The 17379-nt window shown below is 57.3% G+C and carries 17 protein-coding genes; 9 read left to right on the plus strand and 8 right to left on the minus strand.

All coding sequences use genetic code 11. The features are described from left to right. Nucleotides 1-5: 5 nt before the first annotated feature. Nucleotides 6-881 (minus strand): oxygen-dependent coproporphyrinogen oxidase, encoded by an 876-nt coding sequence (hemF, locus tag IF205_RS05075; protein WP_259782208.1) that lies wholly within the window; start codon nt 879-881, stop codon nt 6-8. Further along, nucleotides 878-1366 carry a tRNA (cytidine(34)-2'-O)-methyltransferase gene (locus tag IF205_RS05080; RefSeq protein WP_311195737.1) on the minus strand — a complete coding sequence of 163 codons (489 nt, stop codon included), beginning with the start codon at nt 1364-1366 and terminating at the stop codon, nt 878-880. The genes hemF and IF205_RS05080 overlap by 4 nt, the downstream gene beginning before the upstream one ends. Nucleotides 1367-1591: 225 nt before the next feature. On the opposite strand from IF205_RS05080, the gene petA reads away from it, so the two are divergent. From petA to IF205_RS05100, 4 genes are all read left to right on the plus strand, one after another. Then, on the plus strand, nt 1592-2143 hold the full coding sequence (gene petA, locus IF205_RS05085; protein WP_259782209.1) for a ubiquinol-cytochrome c reductase iron-sulfur subunit: 552 nt from the start codon (nt 1592-1594) through the stop codon (nt 2141-2143). A gap of 11 nt (nt 2144-2154) precedes the next feature. Next, nucleotides 2155-3420 carry a cytochrome b gene (locus tag IF205_RS05090; protein WP_259782210.1) on the plus strand — a complete coding sequence of 422 codons (1266 nt, stop codon included), beginning with the start codon at nt 2155-2157 and terminating at the stop codon, nt 3418-3420. 15 nt (nt 3421-3435) lie between these two features. After that, on the plus strand, nt 3436-4338 hold the full coding sequence (locus IF205_RS05095; RefSeq protein WP_259782211.1) for a cytochrome c1: 903 nt from the start codon (nt 3436-3438) through the stop codon (nt 4336-4338). A 181-nt stretch (nt 4339-4519) separates the two neighbouring features. Then, nucleotides 4520-5284, plus strand: a complete 765-nt coding sequence (locus IF205_RS05100; RefSeq protein ID WP_259782212.1) for a class I SAM-dependent methyltransferase — start codon at nt 4520-4522, stop codon at nt 5282-5284. A gap of 3 nt (nt 5285-5287) precedes the next feature. Here IF205_RS05100 and IF205_RS05105 read toward each other — a convergent pair whose 3' ends face one another. Then, on the minus strand, nt 5288-6004 hold the full coding sequence (locus IF205_RS05105) for a hypothetical protein (RefSeq protein WP_259782213.1): 717 nt from the start codon (nt 6002-6004) through the stop codon (nt 5288-5290). A gap of 19 nt (nt 6005-6023) precedes the next feature. Then, nucleotides 6024-6407, minus strand: coding sequence for a DUF4170 domain-containing protein (locus tag IF205_RS05110; RefSeq protein WP_259782214.1), 384 nt, complete (start codon nt 6405-6407; stop codon nt 6024-6026). A gap of 177 nt (nt 6408-6584) precedes the next feature. Here IF205_RS05110 and IF205_RS05115 point away from each other — a divergent pair, with 177 nt between their 5' ends. Next, the gene (locus tag IF205_RS05115) at nt 6585-7478 is read left to right on the plus strand and encodes a hypothetical protein (protein WP_259782215.1); all 894 of its coding nucleotides are present in this window, start codon (nt 6585-6587) and stop codon (nt 7476-7478) included. A 94-nt stretch (nt 7479-7572) separates the two neighbouring features. Here IF205_RS05115 and IF205_RS05120 read toward each other — a convergent pair whose 3' ends face one another. The 3 genes from IF205_RS05120 to IF205_RS05130 form a co-directional block, all read right to left on the minus strand. Then, on the minus strand, nt 7573-9519 hold the full coding sequence (locus tag IF205_RS05120; RefSeq protein WP_259782216.1) for a PhoX family protein: 1947 nt from the start codon (nt 9517-9519) through the stop codon (nt 7573-7575). A 203-nt stretch (nt 9520-9722) separates the two neighbouring features. Beyond that, the gene (locus IF205_RS05125; RefSeq protein ID WP_259782217.1) at nt 9723-10199 is read right to left on the minus strand and encodes a GyrI-like domain-containing protein; all 477 of its coding nucleotides are present in this window, start codon (nt 10197-10199) and stop codon (nt 9723-9725) included. 92 nt (nt 10200-10291) lie between these two features. Beyond that, nucleotides 10292-11170: an AraC family transcriptional regulator gene (locus IF205_RS05130; RefSeq protein WP_259782218.1), complete on the minus strand. Its 879-nt coding sequence runs from the start codon at nt 11168-11170 to the stop codon at nt 10292-10294. 179 nt (nt 11171-11349) lie between these two features. On the opposite strand from IF205_RS05130, the gene IF205_RS05135 reads away from it, so the two are divergent. Further along, complete coding sequence (locus IF205_RS05135; RefSeq protein WP_259783240.1) at nt 11350-12864, plus strand: UbiD family decarboxylase; 1515 nt, start codon at nt 11350-11352, stop codon at nt 12862-12864. Between the two features lie 18 nt (nt 12865-12882). Here the strand turns inward: IF205_RS05135 and IF205_RS05140 are convergent, their stop codons facing one another. After that, nucleotides 12883-13803, minus strand: a complete 921-nt coding sequence (locus IF205_RS05140) for a DMT family transporter (protein ID WP_259782219.1) — start codon at nt 13801-13803, stop codon at nt 12883-12885. A gap of 180 nt (nt 13804-13983) precedes the next feature. Here IF205_RS05140 and IF205_RS05145 point away from each other — a divergent pair, with 180 nt between their 5' ends. The 3 genes from IF205_RS05145 to IF205_RS05155 all read left to right on the plus strand — a co-directional run bounded on the left by IF205_RS05145 (nt 13984) and on the right by IF205_RS05155 (nt 17374). Next, nucleotides 13984-14859, plus strand: a complete 876-nt coding sequence (locus IF205_RS05145) for a helix-turn-helix transcriptional regulator (RefSeq protein WP_259782220.1) — start codon at nt 13984-13986, stop codon at nt 14857-14859. Nucleotides 14860-15053: 194 nt separating this feature from the next. Further along, nucleotides 15054-16136 carry an extracellular solute-binding protein gene (locus IF205_RS05150; protein WP_259782221.1) on the plus strand — a complete coding sequence of 361 codons (1083 nt, stop codon included), beginning with the start codon at nt 15054-15056 and terminating at the stop codon, nt 16134-16136. A 116-nt stretch (nt 16137-16252) separates the two neighbouring features. Next, nucleotides 16253-17374 (plus strand): ABC transporter ATP-binding protein, encoded by a 1122-nt coding sequence (locus IF205_RS05155; protein ID WP_259782222.1) that lies wholly within the window; start codon nt 16253-16255, stop codon nt 17372-17374. The last annotated feature ends 5 nt before the right edge of the window (nt 17375-17379 follow it).

The following is a 17379-nucleotide window of genomic DNA, read 5'->3' on the forward strand; positions in this document are numbered from 1 at the left end:
ATTTCTTAGGGCCATTTGGCTTCCGGCGGAAGCGACATCAGCACTGCTTCCGGGTTGCCGCCGGTCATCAGGCCGAAACGGGTGCCGCGGTCATAGACCAGATTGAACTCCGCATAGCGGCCCCGTTTGACCAGTTGCCATTCGCGCTGTTCCGCGGTCCAGGGATCGTTCATATGTTTGGCGACCAGACCCGGATAGGTATTCAGGAAGGCCTTGCCCACATCCTGGGTCAGACCGAAATCGTCTTCCCAGTCGCCGCTGTCCAGATAGTCGTAGAAGATACCGCCGACGCCGCGTGGCTCGTTCCAGTGCTTGATCATGAAATAGTCATCGCACCAGGCTTTGTATTTCTCGTAATAGTCGGGGTTATGCGCGTCGCAGGCGGCTTTCAGGGCCGCGTGAAAGGCGTCGGTGTCTTCCTGGACGGGATACATCGGATTGAGGTCCGCCCCGCCGCCGAACCAGCTCTTTGACGTGCAGATGAAGCGTGTGTTCATATGGACTGCAGGCGCTAGTGGTGAATGCAGATGCGCCACCAGCGAAATGCCGCTGGCCCAGAACCGGCCGTCCGATTCCTCGGCGCCCGGGATTTCCTTGCGAAACTGCTCGGAGAAGGTGCCATGGACGGTGGAGATATTGACCCCGACCTTTTCGAACACGCGTCCGCGCATGATCGACATGACACCGCCGCCGCCCTTGGTTTCGTCGCTGTCCGGGCGTTCCCAGGACTTCTGTTCGAAACGACCGGCTTCCTGGTCGGAATTAGTGCCGGTCAGATCATCTTCCAGTTTTTCGAAGGCGGCGCAAATCTGGTCCCGAAGGGATTTGAACCAGGCGCTTGCCTGTGATTTCCGGACTTCCAGTCGTTGGGCGTCGGTCATAAGGCGGTCTCTGTTGTCTGGGTGTTTTTCAGGGGGAAGCCATCAGTCTGGCGCAGGGCCTCACCTAATACCATCGCGGCAGACATGGCAACATTAATGGATCGCATGGCCGGGGCCATGGGGATTGTTATCTGTTCGTCACTATTGTTGTGAACGTCGTCCGGGACCCCGGCGCTTTCCCGTCCCACCATCAGGCAGTCGTCGGGCCGGAATTGGAAGTCGGTGTAGGCCCTGTCGGTCTTGGTGGTCAAAAGGACAAGACGGCGCGGGCCGGTTTGTTGGCGGAAAAAATCCCAGGACCGGTGGCGGACAAGATCCACGTGGCGCAGATAGTCCATTCCGGCGCGTTTCATTTTGGCCTCCGACCAAACGAAACCGCAGGGTTCGATGATGTCCACACCGACGTTCAGACATGCGGCCAAACGTAGCATTGTACCTGTATTCTGGGGTATATCGGGTTGAAAAAGCGCCAGTCTAATTGTCATACCTTACTAACTTCTCTCGCAATTTCGCGCAGCCGCCTCTTTCCAACGACGACCTTATCTTGTATAGGAACCTCGACATTAGCGTGCATGACCCATGCGGGAAAGCGGGATAAGGGCTTGGAGGCCAAGAATCCGGCTGACTTCGGGATGTGCACGTTCCGTATGTTTTACGGAACCTTTAACGAGCCCGACAGGGGCTATTGTGATCGGAATGAGGGGACGAAAATGGCGGACGTGAGCCAGACGACGGAAACCGGACAAGACGAGCCGACCCGTCGTGACTTCCTAGGCATCAGCTTCGCGGCAACCAGTGCCGTCGGTGGTGCGGTCTTCGTTTGGCCGATAATCGATTCGATGAACCCGTCCAAAGACGTATTGGCCTTGGCCTCTATCGAAGTGGACTTGAGCGGCATCGAACCGGGACAGGCCATCACCGTTAAATGGCGCGGTAAACCGGTTTTCATCCGCCATCGGACCGAGGCGGAAATCGAAGCCGCACAGGCAGTGGATGTGTCCACCCTGCCGGACCCGGAATCGGATGCTGATCGCGTCCAGAAGCCGGAATGGTTGGTTATGGTCGGTGTTTGCACCCACTTGGGTTGCGTGCCGCTGGGCAACAAGGAAGGCGAGCCCAAGGGTGAATTCGGGGGCTGGTTCTGCCCGTGCCACGGTTCCCAGTACGATACGGCGGGCCGTATCCGTAAGGGCCCGGCACCGAAAAACCTGGTTGTGCCGACCTATAGCTTCGTCAGCGACACCGTCGTTAAAGTTGGTTAAGGGGAGTAGCGATGAGCGGACCCGCACCTGAATTCAAAAACCCGGTCGTACGCTGGATCGACGTACGCCTGCCGGTTTTTTCGTATCTTCATAATGAATATCGTGCCTTCCCTGTTCCGAAGAACCTGAACTATTTCTGGAGCTTCGGCGGCATGGCGACCCTGGCGCTGATCACGATGATCCTGACCGGGATCATGCTGGTGATGCAGTATACGCCGCATGTCGACCACGCCTTTGACAGTGTCGAACGCATCATGCGCGACGTGAACTTCGGCTGGCTGATCCGTTACATTCACATGAACGGCGCCTCGATGTTCTTCATTGTGGTCTATATCCATATTTTCCGGGGGCTCTACTACGGTTCCTACAAACAGCCGCGTGAGTTGCTGTGGATTCTGGGTGTCATAATCCTGATCCTGATGATGGCGACCGCCTTCATGGGCTACGTCCTGCCGTGGGGCCAGATGAGCTTCTGGGGCGCAACCGTGATCACCAGCCTGTTCTCGGCCATTCCGGTGGTCGGCGACACCATCGTGACCTGGCTGTGGGGTGGTTTCTCTGTCGGTAACCCGACGCTGAACCGCTTCTTCTCGCTGCACTACCTGCTGCCGTTCGTGATCCTGGGCGTCGTTGCGCTGCACATCGTTGCAATGCATATCGCCGGGTCCAACAACCCGGACGGGATCGACCCGAAAGGTCCGCAGGACACGGTGATGTTCCACCCGTATATGACGGCAAAAGACAGCATCGCGCTGGTTGCCTTCATCATGGTCTGGGCTTTCTTCATCTTCTACGCGCCGAACTACATGGGCCATCCGGACAACTACCTTCCGGCCAACCCGCTGTCGACGCCGGCGCATATCGTACCTGAATGGTACTTCCTGCCTTACTACGCAATCCTGCGTAGCTTCACCCAGGACGCATGGATCTATTTCCCGATCTCCTGGCTGATGACACCGAAACTGGCGGGTGTACTGGCGATGTTTGCCTCCCTGGGGCTGCTGGCGCTGCTGCCGTGGCTGGACACGTCCCGTGTGCGTAGCTGCCGCTATCGCCCGGTCTACAAGTGGCTGGTCATTCTCTTTACGATTGACGTCGTGATCCTCGGGTATTGCGGTGGCAAGCCGGCGGAAGGCGTCTATGTGATGATGTCCCAGTGGGCGACCTTCTACTATTTCTTCCACCTGATCATCCTGACCCCGTTGGTGGGCTGGTTCGAACGTCCGAAGCCGCTGCCGGCATCGATTTCCGAACCCGTCCTCAAAGCGGCCGAATAAGGGGAGATGAGACCAATGCGTAAGTCTTTGATTGCTCTCGCTGCTGTTCTGGCCGTTGGGTTCGGTGCAAATGCTCAAGCCTCCGAAGGGGCGACGCCGCCGATCGAGAACTGGTCCTGGACCGGTTTCTTCGGCAGCTTCGACAAGGCATCTGCACAGCGTGGCCTGCAGGTCTACACCGAGGTTTGTTCCTCCTGCCACAGCCTGAAGCGCGTTCACTACCGTAACCTGACCGAGTTGGGTTACAGCGAGGACGCCGTGAAGGAATTCGCGGCACAGTTCGAAGTAGAAGACGGCCCGAACGACGATGGTGAAATGTTCACCCGTCCGGCCAAGCCGTCGGATCACTTCGTGTCGCCGTTCCCGAACGAACAGGCAGCGCGTGTTTCCAATGGTGGCGCCCTGCCGCCGGACTTGTCCCTGATTATCAAGTCCCGTGCACATGGCCAGGGCAACATCGTGAAGAACTTCGGTATGTGGCTTTCCGGCCGCGGTACGGCATCCGGTGCGGACTATGTCTATCACCTGCTGACCGGCTACAAGGAAGCCGGCGAAGCCGAAGCCTACATGCGTGAGAAATGGGACGAGGAAAAGGCTGCTGGCGTTCTGACTGAAGAGCAGATTGCTAAAGGCTTCTCCTTCCACCTGCCTGAAGGCAAACATTTCAACGAATGGTTTGCTGGCCACGCCATTTCCATGCCGAAGCCGCTCGACGAAGAATATGTCGAATATGCGGACGGCACGCCGGCAACGCTGGAACAGGAAGTTCGCGACGTTGTTACCTTCCTTGCCTGGGCTTCCGAGCCCGAGCTGGAAATGCGTAAGGAAATGGGCCTGAAGGTCCTGTTGTTCCTGGTGGTCCTGCTGGGCCTGGCCATTGCGGCGAAACGCCGCCTCTGGGCTGGCATCAAGCACTAAGCCGGAACATAAATCGTTACAGGAAGGCGGCTCGTCCCATTGGGACGGGCCGTTTTCTTTTTGATGCGATATTTCTGTTGCCAGCGACCGGATGCCTGTTAGTTAAAATGTCATCTATCTATGCTTTTCAAGAGGACATTCGTTTCCTACTATAATACCGGATTGGTTGTTAAAGAGGCGAATGATGCTGACGGATATAGATCTGTCGGAATATGATGACCCACGTCATTACGACTTGGAAAACCCCTTAGGTGCGGAAAAAACATTCTTCCTGGACCTGGTTGAAGAAACCGGTGGGCCTGTGTTGGATGTTGCTTGCGGCACGGGGCTGTTGGCGGGGGAGATGGCGCGTTGTTTCGGCGTGGAGGTCACCGGTATAGACCTGTCTGCGCCGATGTTGTCCCACGCACGGGATATGTCAGGCGACTTGCCGGTAACATATGTCCAGGCCGATTGCCGGGACTTTGACCTGCCGGAATGGTATGCGTTGGCGATCATGACGGGGCATGCTTTCCAGAATATGATCACCGATGACGATGTCATCAGCTTGTTTCGCTGCGTATACAAACATTTGCAGCCGGGCGGACATTTTGCCTTCGAGACCCGCAACCCGTCCGCCAGCGCGCTGGTGTCCTCCTGCTCGCGGACCTTTTACCGCAGGCTTCCCCGGTCGGAGGAGGGCGCGATCATTTGTTCGATCGCCCGCGACTATGATTCCTCACAGGCGGTTCTGGACTATAAGGTCTGGCGTGAAAATACCGAGACCGGACAGGAACGGGTGAGCGGAGGCCGTCTGCGCTTTCTGACGGATGATGAAATACGCGGCTTGTTGAAGCGGGCCGGGTTTCAGTTGCAACTGGTCTATGGTGACTGGAACCGTGATTCCCTGACCGACTACAGTCCAGAAATGATCTATCTGTGCCAGAAGCCTTATTCGGATATGTGACGCTCAGAAACGTTCCACAATCCGGTAGGGATAGGTAAACCGGGTTTCATCCTGTGAGATGGCCTGCGTTACGGACCGGCGATAATCCTTGTCTGCAACCAGATCAAGGATGAACTGGTCGGTGGTCCGGTCGGGCGCAACACGCCTGCGGACAAGCTCCAGGACTTCTCCGGTGCTGCGCGCTGTCCAGCGGCGGTTTTCCGCCTGAATGGCGAGGAGAGAAACCGCGCCGTCATCATGGACCAGATGTCCTCTTTCACCGACATAGGCGAATACGGTCTGGACGCGCATGGTATCGCGATGGTGAAGGGTGACGTCGTCCAGGGCCGCAAAGACGTAGTTTGCGGCATAGAGTTCCGTCTGGTGCATAACGTCCAACTGATCGTCGTCGAGCCAGGAAATGGCCACGTCCACGTAGGTGCCGGGGCAATGCTGCATCATCGCCGGAACCGCGCCATAGCTGGTTATATGGGCGGAATAGACCACATCGAAGTCATGCAGGCGCACCCGTTCCACCGGTATCGGATGGTTCACGCGGCCGAATTTGCGGGTGAGTTGTGCCGGTGACTGGTTGGAGCCAAAGGCCAGAACCGGCGTGCGACCGTCGGTCTGCGTCGGCTCAAAGGGCAGCACCTCGCCGTTTTGAAACAGAAAGGAGTGGCGCGGGTAATCATAGGGATAGGCCCGCGCCCTGTGCAGGATATCCTGAACGTCTTCCACGACGGGAGGTCCTCAGGCGTCAGAGCTTTTCAATGCGATAGCGCACATAGGCATTGTCGATATGTTCCATCGACTTTGACTTCCAGGCGGACCGGGCATCGTCACGGTTGTTGAAAGGCCCGATATGTTCTTCCTGAACGCCGCCTTTGAGTTCCTTGAAATTGGTGTCGGTATATTCGCCGCCAACAACCCAGTATTCGGTCGGTTCCAGAATTTCGATGTTGAATTTGGCATAGGCCTCGTCGATGGTTTCCATCGCCTTGGCGCGCCAGACAGCAACAGCTTCTTCATAGTTGTCGAAAGGACCAAATTTCCACAGCTTCTCGCCGTCCGCGATATTGGTGAAGCTGGTGTCTTTATACAGGCCGCCGACCACGTAATATTGTTTCTTTGTATCGGTCATCAAATCCCTCAGGAGGTAGGCTTCATTTTGAGGCTTTTATAGTCCGGAATTCTACACATGACAAAGGCGCAGGCCAAGATGGCGCGGCGGATCGGTCGCAGTCCGTCCGCCAATTTGCCTTGCGCTCACCAGAATTGACTGCTGTAAGACGGCAATCGTGTTTTTTGGGGATTGGCTATGTCATGGAAAATAAAGGGAATCGGTGTTGTTGCACTGATGATCGCTGTTTTTTCGGGTAATACGGGTGTCGCTGTCGCCCATCCGGATGTCGACCGGGCGGAACAGGCCGCTGTGGAAATCTATGATCTGATGCTGGCAAGTCGGGTCGACGACCTTCTGGAAAGATCGGTCCTGCCGGTTGGTGTGGACAGGCAGGTCTCCGTGGCAAGGCTGGGCAGGTATCTTGGCAAGCCGAGGGCGGGAGAACGCCCGGATGTGAGGACACGGGCTGGCAACGTTCAGGTTCCTCATCAGGATGGCGCGGATTCATGGCTTGGCGGGAATGTGGACAACTTTGACCTGGAGGAATTGTCCGATGACCTTCCGCTGTGGTCGCGGGTGAGGGTGGATTTCCGTACTGCCACACGGGGCACGGCGGTTTTCATGATGAAGACGCCGGACGGCTGGAAAGCCGACTTTCGGTATGCCCTCGAACACCGTCGGCTCAGGGAGGAATGCAAGGATACGAACGGGGATGGGAGCTTTCCGCCGGGATGTGGCCCGGAAGAGCCCGAGGCGCGGGTGCGGGCCTTCCTCTATTACAGCTTCCAATGCCGTAAGGACAAACTGGCGGAAATCGTGACTGATCCTGACCTGATTGATCTGGAAAACTGCCGTTCGACGCCGGGGGCGGATCGCGGCCATGTCGCCCAATTGGCGTTGGAGATGGTGGTGACGCGGACCCTGCCTGATGAGGCGGTGGTCCTTGCAGGTGGCTACGAGACGAAGGTCAACCCGAATAGGCCGGACCGGATGCTGTTGCGTGGCGTGTTTGGCGCGGGCGATGAACTGGGTTTTGAGGTCGTTAAAGTCGATGGCAAGTGGAAAGTCGTGCCAGTCACAGTGATGTAGCCTGTATGGCGTAGCAGCCTGACAGATAAGGAAATACCCCGGATCTCGTTGGAAATCCGGGGTATTCCTGTCTTGGCGTGAAGGGGTAGTCAGCTTAGGAGCCGATTTCCCCGCCACCCTGTTTGGTGATGACAACAACCGACGGGCGCGGCGGCATGTTGTCGGCAAAATCCGGCCAGCGGGTGGACGGTGCGTCGAAGTTGGACTTTTCACCCGGATGCTGAACCGCGCAGAAGAAGGCGCTGTTATCCGGGTTGAAGAACGGGCCACACAGCTCTGCTTCCTGCGGGGTGCGCAGGAAATGCTTGGTCAGGGCCCGGCCTTCGCCGGTCACGTCGCAGGCCCACACGCCGTCAGCCACACCCAGTTTGTAAGCGCCGTCAGTTGCGATCCACAGGCGGCCCTTGTTGTCAAAGGCGCAGTTGTCGGGGTCGGCAAGCCAGCCGTTTTCGCTGATGCCCTTGTTATACATGGCACCGGTTTCTTCCTTCGGATTACCGGCCAGCAGGAACATGTCCCATTTGAATTCGCGGGCGCTGTGGTCACCGTTCGGCGCGGTCATTTCCACGATATGGCCGAAGGCGTTTTTCGCACGCGGGTTGGCGGGGTCGACCTGGTCGCCCTTACGCTTGGTGTTGTTGGTCAACATGGCAAAGACCGTGCCGGTGACCGGGTTCACTTCGATGTCTTCCGGGCGGTCCATCGGGGTTGCGCCCAGCAGGTCGGCGGCCTTACGGGCGTCGATGACCACATCGGCCTGGCTGTGGAAGCCGTTGGCGGCAGTCAATTTGCCCTGGCCGTGGACCAGGTCATGCCACAGGATCGTGCCGTCTTCCTTGAACTCGGCCACGGCGAGCGTGCCTTCTTCCAACAGCGTCATGTTGGCGGCGCGGTCGTCCGGATTGTATTTGTTCTTGGAAATGAAGCGGTAGATATATTCGAAACGTTCGTCATCGCCGGTATAGGCAACCACATGGCCGTCAGCGTTGATGGTGACGTTGCAGCCTTCGTGTTTGAAGCGGCCCAAAGCGGTGCGTTTCATCGGCTTGGATTTCGGATCAAACGGGTCGATTTCGACGATCCAGCCCACATGCAGCGGCTCGTTCGGTTCCACATCGACATTCCAGCGGTCGTAGTAATCAGCCCAGGCATAGCGCGCGTGGTCGCCGCCCTTGATGCCAAAACGTTTGTAGTTTTCGGCTTCGGCGGTGTCGCCCGGTTTGCCCTTGAAGTAGTTCTGGACGTTTTCTTCGGCCGTCAGGACCGTGCCCCAGGGAGTCACGCCACCGGCGCAGTTGCCATAGGTGCCGAGTGTGCGCACACCGTCTTTGGAGATCGCGGTTTTCATACGGTCGGAACCGGCAGCGGGGCCGGTCAGAACGGCTTCAGTCAGCGGTGTGATGCGGCGGTTGGCCGTGCCGTTGGTCAGGACGCGCCATTTGCCGTCAACGCGTTTGATCTCGATAACCGACAGGCCATGGGCCATCATGTCGACGTCGGCCTGTTCCTTGCTGAGCTCTTCGGTTTTCGGAGAACCCTTATACATCATCTTGGGGATGGTGTATTCGTGGTTCACGGTCAGCAGGCCATGGTCGGAATTGTTGGAGCCGAGCGGCAGCGGAATGAAACCGACGAAGTCGTTGTTGTAACCGAACTGCGTGGCCTGGGCCTCCGCGGTCTGGTTCAGCGGATCAAAGGCCGGGGAGTTGGCAAGCACCGCATCACCCCAGCGGATCAGGACATCGGCGTCATAGCCCTTGGCGACGTGGAAATCCGGGTCGAAACCGTGGGACAGTTCCTCAAAGGTCAGCGTGGAAACACCGGAAGCCGCTTCGGCCAGGTTGCCCATCGGCAGAACGGAACCGGCCACGCCGCCCAGAGCCACGGCAGAGGCGGAAGCAGCCATGCCCTTGAGGAAGCCGCGACGGTTGAGGCGGCCTTCCAGAACCTGGTAGAAATGCGGGTTTTCGGTTTCGTTCGACGGAATATCGTCGGCGTCTTGTACCGGCCAGGAAAGGCCGCGTGCTTCAAAATCGGTCATTGGGGAACCCCTTGTCCTGCAAAGATCCTGAATATTCGAATTCTTCTGGTGATCCTGAAGGCGTGCGGAATTGCCCAGCAACCAACACGCCCGTCTGAGGAGGCTCAGCACGGATCGGCAGGAACAATGCCTCGCGAATATTGCACTTACGTGACGGTATCAGGATAGATTTATTGCGTATTAAGGGGGGATGGCGCGAGGGGTTATTTTTCTGTGATCGGGATATAAAGGTCGACTTCGCCTGACATGTTGCGACTGTTGAAACGATGGTCATACATCTCAAAGTCGGGCGCATAGGCACGTTTGTAGGCGGAGTTTGGCAGCCAGATATCAGTGAAATATCGCCGGATTTCGAGCAGGCCTTGGTCGATTGGGCCGTCTGACAGGCTGTGGGTGAAAACGGCATATCGCTGGGGCGGCATGGCCCGCCCGGCCATACCCTTGGGGACATTGTAAAGGGAGTTGACCTCTGCCCCCGCCAGATAGCGGCCTAGGCCGCTGGTCTCGTCGAATTCAATGCAGATTCCGAAACAGCGGTCGCCGGTCGTATTGGGAATGCTGTCCATTTCCCGGGCAAAGCGTTCCCAGATTTTGCCGATCGGCTGCGTGTCGTCCAGGGTGAAATCCTGGACAAGGCCGACGGTCAGAAAGCCGCTGTCGTCAACAATTCTGGGTTCCATGGCACAGCCTTTCAAATCCGGTTTTCGGTCTTTATCCGGTCACTGTGACCATGGAACCCGGGTTGATCTGTGATCCTGTTCTCACATAGGGGCTATTTTTCCTTTATGGGAATATAGACGTCGATCTCGCCGCCGGGGCCGTCGGGGGCGCTGGGCGGGATAAAGCGGGAATCATAGAGTTCAAAATCCGGCGCGGGGACACGCTCGTAATTCGACTGGGGAAACCAGGTGCCCCAGATATAGTTCAATGTTGCCTTGAAATCCGCCGAGAGGTCGGGGCTGGTGACCTTATGGGTGAAGACCGCATATTTCTGTGGTCCTATTTCCTTTGCGTCCATGCCTTCAGGCAAGTCGCCGAATTCAGTCACCTCCGACGCGGCGGTATAGCGGAACTTGCTGCTGCCTGACTTCTCGTCGAAATCATCGCAGATGCCAAAAAACAGGTTGCCGGTCATATTCGAAATTTCGCCAACCCTGGTGTTGAAAATGCGCCAGAGGTCGCCGATCCTGTGGGTGGTATCCTGGGTGAAATAGTCTGCCATGCCGACGGCCTTGAAGCCCGGATGCTCAACGATCTTCGGTTCCACGGTCATATTCTCCTTGAAATGATGAAGCAGGTCCCTGCTCAGGACAGGCTGAAAACCAAAGCGAATGGGGTCGGTGTGTTTCCGATATTCGCCGGGGGTCATGCCGAAGGCCCGTTTGAAGGCGCGGGTGAAGGCCTCCTGGGATTCAAAACCACAGTCAAGTGCAAGCTCGATCAACCGGACCTCTTCACTCAACAGGCGTTGAGCCGCCAGCGAAAGACGCCGCCTGCGGATATAGCCCATCACCGAAAGTCCGGAAATCGCCCGGAACATCCGGGCAAAATGAAAGGCGGAATAACCGGCGGCCTGCGCCACATCGTCCAGGGTTATGTTCTGGTCCAGATTGGCCTCAATAAAGTCAACTGCATCAAAAAACTGCTTCATGCATTCCCCCGTTTTGGTGTGGCGACTATAGGCCGATGCCGGATCGTTGTTTTGATCGCGCCTGCTGTATTTCGCATTATTGTCGCCAGTGCCGCAATGACGGCGTTGCCAATGCTTGCTGTGGCTGGCGGGGCGTGCGATATCTGCCGAAATGGATTGATTTCGAGTGGGATAGCCGCATGCCCTATGCCTCCTTGCGCGATTTTATGGACAAGCTGGAACTGGACGGGCGACTGGTGCGCGTGAAACATCCGGTTTCAACTGTTCTGGAAATGACGGAAATCCAGACACGCCTGCTGGCTGAAGGCGGTCCGGCGGTATTGTTTGAAAATGTCATTCGCGCCGACGGCTCTCCCTCCAACATGCCGGTTCTGGTGAACCTGTTCGGCACGGTGGAACGCGTCGCCTGGGGAATGGAACGCACGCCCAAGCAGTTACGGGAAGTGGGCGAGATGCTGGCCTTCCTGCGCCAGCCGGAACCGCCGGGGGGCTTCAAGGAAGCCTTCGAGATGCTGCCGATCCTGAAAACCGTGATGGCGATGAAGCCCAAGACCACCGGCAAGGCCCCCTGTCAGGAAGTGGTGCTGGAGGGCGATCAGGTCAACCTGCGGCAACTGCCGATCCAGACCTGCTGGCCGGGAGAGCCCGCGCCGCTGATCACCTGGCCGCTGGTGGTGACGCAGGGACCGAACCCCAAGGGTGACAAGACGGATGCGTATAATCTTGGCATTTACAGGATGCAGTTGCTGGGGCGCAACCAGACCATCATGCGCTGGCTGAAGCATCGCGGCGGGGCGCAGCATCATGCGCGCTGGAAAAAGGAAAAGGCGGAACCGCTGCCCGTGGCCGTGGTGCTTGGGGCCGATCCCGGCACAATACTGGCGGCGGTGACGCCCGTGCCCGACACCCTGTCGGAATATCAGTTTGCGGGCCTGCTGCGCGGCAAGAAGGTGGAGCTGGTCGACTGCAAGACCGTGCCGCTGAAAGTCCCGGCAGAGGCGGAGATTGTGCTGGAAGGCTATGTCTCGTTGGATGATTACGCCGATGAGGGGCCCTATGGCGACCATACCGGCTATTATAATTCGGTGGAACAGTTCCCCATCTTTACCGTGACCGCGGTGACGATGCGCAAGAACCCGATTTACCTCAGCACCTTCACTGGCCGTCCGCCGGATGAACCGTCGGTTCTGGGCGAGGCGCTGAACGAGGTCTTCATCCCGCTCTTGCAACAGCAATTCCCGGAGATCACCGATTTCTGGCTGCCGCCGGAAGGCTGCAGCTATCGCATCGCCGTCATTTCCATGAAGAAGGCCTATCCCGGCCATGCCAAGCGGGTGATGATGGGCGCGTGGTCCTATCTGCGCCAGTTCATGTATACCAAATGGCTGATCGTGGTGGATGACGATATCAATGCGCGCGACTGGAAAGACGTGATGTGGGCGGTTTCCACCAAGATGGACCCGGCCCGCGATATCACTGTGATCGAGGATACGCCCATCGACTATCTGGATTTTGCCAGCCCGGAACCCAGCCTGGGCTCCAAGATCGGGCTGGACGCCACCGACAAGGTATTCCCGGAAACCAAACGCGAATGGGGCGAGGAAATCCGCATGGATCAGGAGATTGTCGACCGCGTTTCGGATATGTGGGAAAAACTGGGCCTGCCGGGGTCCGGCAAGCCCATTTGGAAGTAACCGAAGCTAAAGGGAGGCTCAGGCTGTTTCGGTGGAGGTTTTCGCCGGTTTCTTTCGTGCACGCAGAACCTTGTCCCAATTGGTAAGGACCAGAATATTACCGGCCAGAATGGCGAGCAGTCCGATGATGGCTGACGGTGCCCAGTGATAGCCTTCCCAGACCGTGGAGATGCTGAGAGCCACCACAGGGAAAAGGACTGTCATATAGGCGGCCTTTTCCGGACCCAGTCGACCGACGACCCAGAGATAGGTGGTAAAGGCGATGACAGAGCCGGGAATGGCCAGGAACAGCAATCCGCCGACATAGGGCAGGGAGGTGTCGAAGCTGAACGTCACGCCCTTGCCCGCGGCGATCAGCGCCAGGACGATGCTGCCGTAGAGCATGGCATGGGCATTGGCGGAGGCGACGGTGATGCCGTGCTTTTGGTTGCGGGCGGAAACCAGATTGCCCAGCGAAAAGAAATAGGTGCCCAGAACCGACAAACCCAGCCCGATCAGCATATCAGTGCCCATTTCCTTGCCGATGATGCCGTCCCAGAACAGGCCGACGACACCCATCACGCCGAGGATGGCCCCGATCAGCGTACTCATCGTGGGCGTGCGGCGATGGAAGATATAGCTGTTGACCACATTCAGGATCGTTGCCGTTGAGAAAATCACTGCCGTCAGGCCGCTGACGATATATTGCGTGGCGGTGTAAAAGCAGATGAAGTTGAAGCAGAAAAGGCACAGCCCCTGCAGCAGGATAAAGGGCTGGTCCCGCCAGGCGATTGGTTTCAGTCGGCGGCTGATCAGCAGGATCAGGAACAGGGTCAGGCCCGCCAGCGTGAAGCGGTAGATGATCGATGCCTCGATTGCGACGACGCCCAGTTGCATTTTAATGGCGATCCAGGTGGTGCCCCAGATCAGCACGGTCAATCCATATAGAAATGCGGTCATGGTTCAATCCGGAATACTAACAAAACAGACCGGGATTATGCGGGATTCCGGGGCGTGCGTCTTTCAGGCGTTTGGGCGTTTTTGCAGATTCTTGCGGTTATTTGATTGCCCGATTTGCCACCGGCTTGCTAGGGACGCCTGCGCGGTGTCTAATATGACCGTTCTTTTGTGAGTGGAACCATGTCCCTTCAGCCGTCGAAAAATGTGTCAGATATCCTGTCGTCCATCGGGGCGAGGATGCTGCGTTCCGGTGAAATCGGCAGCGGGCTGTCCCTGGCGGAATGGGAAAATACCGAAAGTCAGGCGGCCTATGACAATCCCGGTCATCATACGCTGAGCCTTTATCTTGATGGCGGACAGCGGATTTACCGCCGTGACGGGAAAAGCGCGATCACCGGCGGGGCCCCGGACAAGGTCTGCCTGCTGCCGTCCGACCATGTGTCCGCATGGGATATCTGCGAACGTCTTCACATGTTTCACCTTTATATCGAACCGGCGGAACTGAACCGGATCGCGGTACAGTCTTTCGATATGGACCCGCGTCTGCTGCAATTGCAGGATCTGACTTTCGCAGAAGACGACTTTGTCGCCAATATTGTGAGGACCGCAATCCTGCCGCAGAACTGGGAGGACCGGGCCGACCGCATGGTGCTGAACAGCGCGGCCAACCTGCTGATTGTGAACCTGCTGAAAAACCATACGCGCAAGAATGCCACGCTGGCGGTGCGCGGCGGTCTGGCGCCTGCGGTGCGCGGTCGCGTTGCCGACTATGTGGAAGCCAATCTGGATCAGCCGCTGACCCTGGATGACCTGGCGGCGGAAGCGGGGCTCAGCGCCTATCATTTTGCGAAAATGTTCAAGATCAGTTTCGGCCAGCCGCCCCATCGTTATGTGACCGATCGCCGCATTTCCAAGGCAAAGGAATTGCTGGCGGATGCCTCAATTCGGCTGGCGGATGTTGCGCTGGCCTGCGGTTTTTCTTCCCAGAGTCACTTTACCAACAGCTTCCGCCGATATGCCGGTGTTACTCCCCGTCGTTTCCGGCAAGGGTATTGAGGTAAATTCTTTTTCGACTTTTTCGGAATTGAAAATAATTCCTGTCATAAATGTTCAAAATTTTCTATGCTATAGAGAGTCCGATGCATATGATCATGTGCATCTAGGGACGTTGTGCCGCTCATTGAAAACAGGGAGTCGGCCTAGGTCTTGGATGGGGTGCTACGCGCCTGAATAACAATGGGGAAGTTTAAATGAAGTCGTTCAAGAAGACGCTGCTGGGCAGCGCTGTTGCCGTGTTTGCATTGGCGGCGGGTTCCGTTTCCGCACAGGCGGAAACCCTGCGCCTGCTGACCTGGGGTGGTTACGCACCGGAGAAAGTCATCGAAATGTTCAAGGCCGAGACCGGCATTGACGTTGAAGTGACCAAATCCAACAACGAAGACATGATCTCCAAACTGCGTGCGACGGGCGGTTCCGGTTTTGACCTGGCGCAGCCCAGCCAGGACCGTGTTACCGGCGCACAGTATGAGTTTGAAATCTACAAGCCGATCGACCTGAGCAAGATCGACACGGACAAATTCATTCCGTCCATGCTGGCCGCGACCAAGAAAAACACCACGCTGGAAGGCAAAGTCTACGGCCTGCCGCATATCTGGGGCACCAGCGGCCTGGTTCTGGACACCAAAAAGGCGTCCATGGTCAAGGATTACACCGACCTGTGCAGCCCGGAACTGGCTGGCAAGGTCTCCTATCGCCTGAAGCGTCCGACCCTGATCGGTTTCGCCTATGCCATGGGGCTTGACCCGTTTGCTGCCTACGGCGACATCGCCAAATATCAGGAAATCATGAACAAGGTTCAGGACAAGCTGATCGACTGTAAGTCCAATGTGAAGGCTTACTGGTCCGGTGGCGATGCGCTGATGAACCTGATCCGTTCCGGCGAAGTCGTTGCCGCAATGGCTTGGGATACCGGTGGTTGGAAACTGAACAAGGAACTGGCCGATGTGACCTTTGTCGCGCCGAAGTCCGGTGCGCTGGGTTGGATCGACACCTTTGCCCTGCCGAAGAAGACCAAGGCTGAAGATGCGGCCTACAAATGGATCAACTTCGTGATGCAGCCGAAGGTTGCCGCGATGATCACCGACGCTGCGGGTAACTTCACCGCTGCCAAAGGGGCGGATGAATATGTGAATGCGGATCTGAAAACCCGCTTCCAGAAGAGCTTCTCCCAGGCTGATATCGACAATGTGAAATGGTATCCGCCGGTCCCGGCCGGTCTGGAAGAAATCGAAGGCAAGGTCCTGGATAAGGTCCAGGCCGCCAGCAGTGACTGATCGATTGTCAGGTTAAGGCTGGCATACGGGCGTCCCCTTGCGGGACGCCCGTTCCCCTTTTGTCGGCAAAATAGTGTATTCATTGGAACAGCAAGAAAAATAGTAGGTAACAGGTCATGGCTGGACGTGGCGAGACAATGCCGGTGGATTTGGAATGCCGGAATATCGTGAAAACCTTTGGAAACTTTACCGCTGTCGATGACGTATCGTTTTCGATCCCCAGCGGTTCGTTTTTTTCAATCCTGGGGCCGAGTGGCTGTGGCAAGACCACGCTGTTGCGGATGATTGCCGGTTTCCAGGACCCGACCTCCGGCGACCTGCTGATCAAGGGGCGCTCCGTTCTGAACACGCCGCCGAACAAACGTCCGGTGAATATGGTGTTTCAGCATTTGGCCCTGTTCCCGATGATGACTGTCGCCGAAAATATCGCCTACGGTCTGAAACGCCAGGGCATGCCCAAATCCCGGATCGGCCAGAAAGTGGCGGAAGCCCTGGTAAAGGTTGGTTTGCCGGACGCCGGGCCGAAGCGCGTGGATCAGCTTTCCGGCGGCCAGAAACAGCGTATCGCGATTGCGCGCTGTATGGTTCTGGACCCCGATGTGCTGCTGCTGGACGAGCCGCTGGGCGCGCTGGACCTGAAACTGCGCGAACATATGAAGGTAGAGCTGAAACAGCTTCAGCATGAATTCGGCACGACCTTCGTCTATATCACCCATGACCAGTCGGAAGCCCTTGTCATGTCCGACCGTGTGGCGGTCATGAATGCCGGGCGTTTCGAACAGGTCGGCACACCGCAGGAGCTTTACTACAATCCGCAGACCGCTTTCGTCGCGGGTTTTGTCGGCGATAGCAACCGCTGGATTGGCCGTGTTGTGGACCTGGACCCGACGTCGGTGAAGGTGGAAACCGAAGACGGCCTGACATTTGTTGCGGAAACTGCGGGCCACGAAGTTGTGGCTCGGGGGGACCAGGTTGAGATCTTTGTCCGTCCGGAATCGGTCACCCTGTCCAAGGATGCCGAGGGCGGTGACAATCACCTGACCGGCGTGGTGGACAATCTCCTCTTCAACGGTGCCAACAGTCGGATTCTTCTGAAAGACCGGCAAAGCGGTGGCGAGATCACCGTGAACCTGCCGCAGACGGGTGACTATGCGGACCTGAAAGCCGGGCAGGAATTGTCGCTGAGCTGGCATCAGTCCAAGGCAAAATGTTTTCGCGCCACCAGGCGGGAGGCCTAGGCCCG

The organism is Aestuariispira ectoiniformans (assembly GCF_025136295.1).
GTDB lineage: Bacteria > Pseudomonadota > Alphaproteobacteria > UBA8366 > Aestuariispiraceae > Aestuariispira_A > Aestuariispira_A ectoiniformans.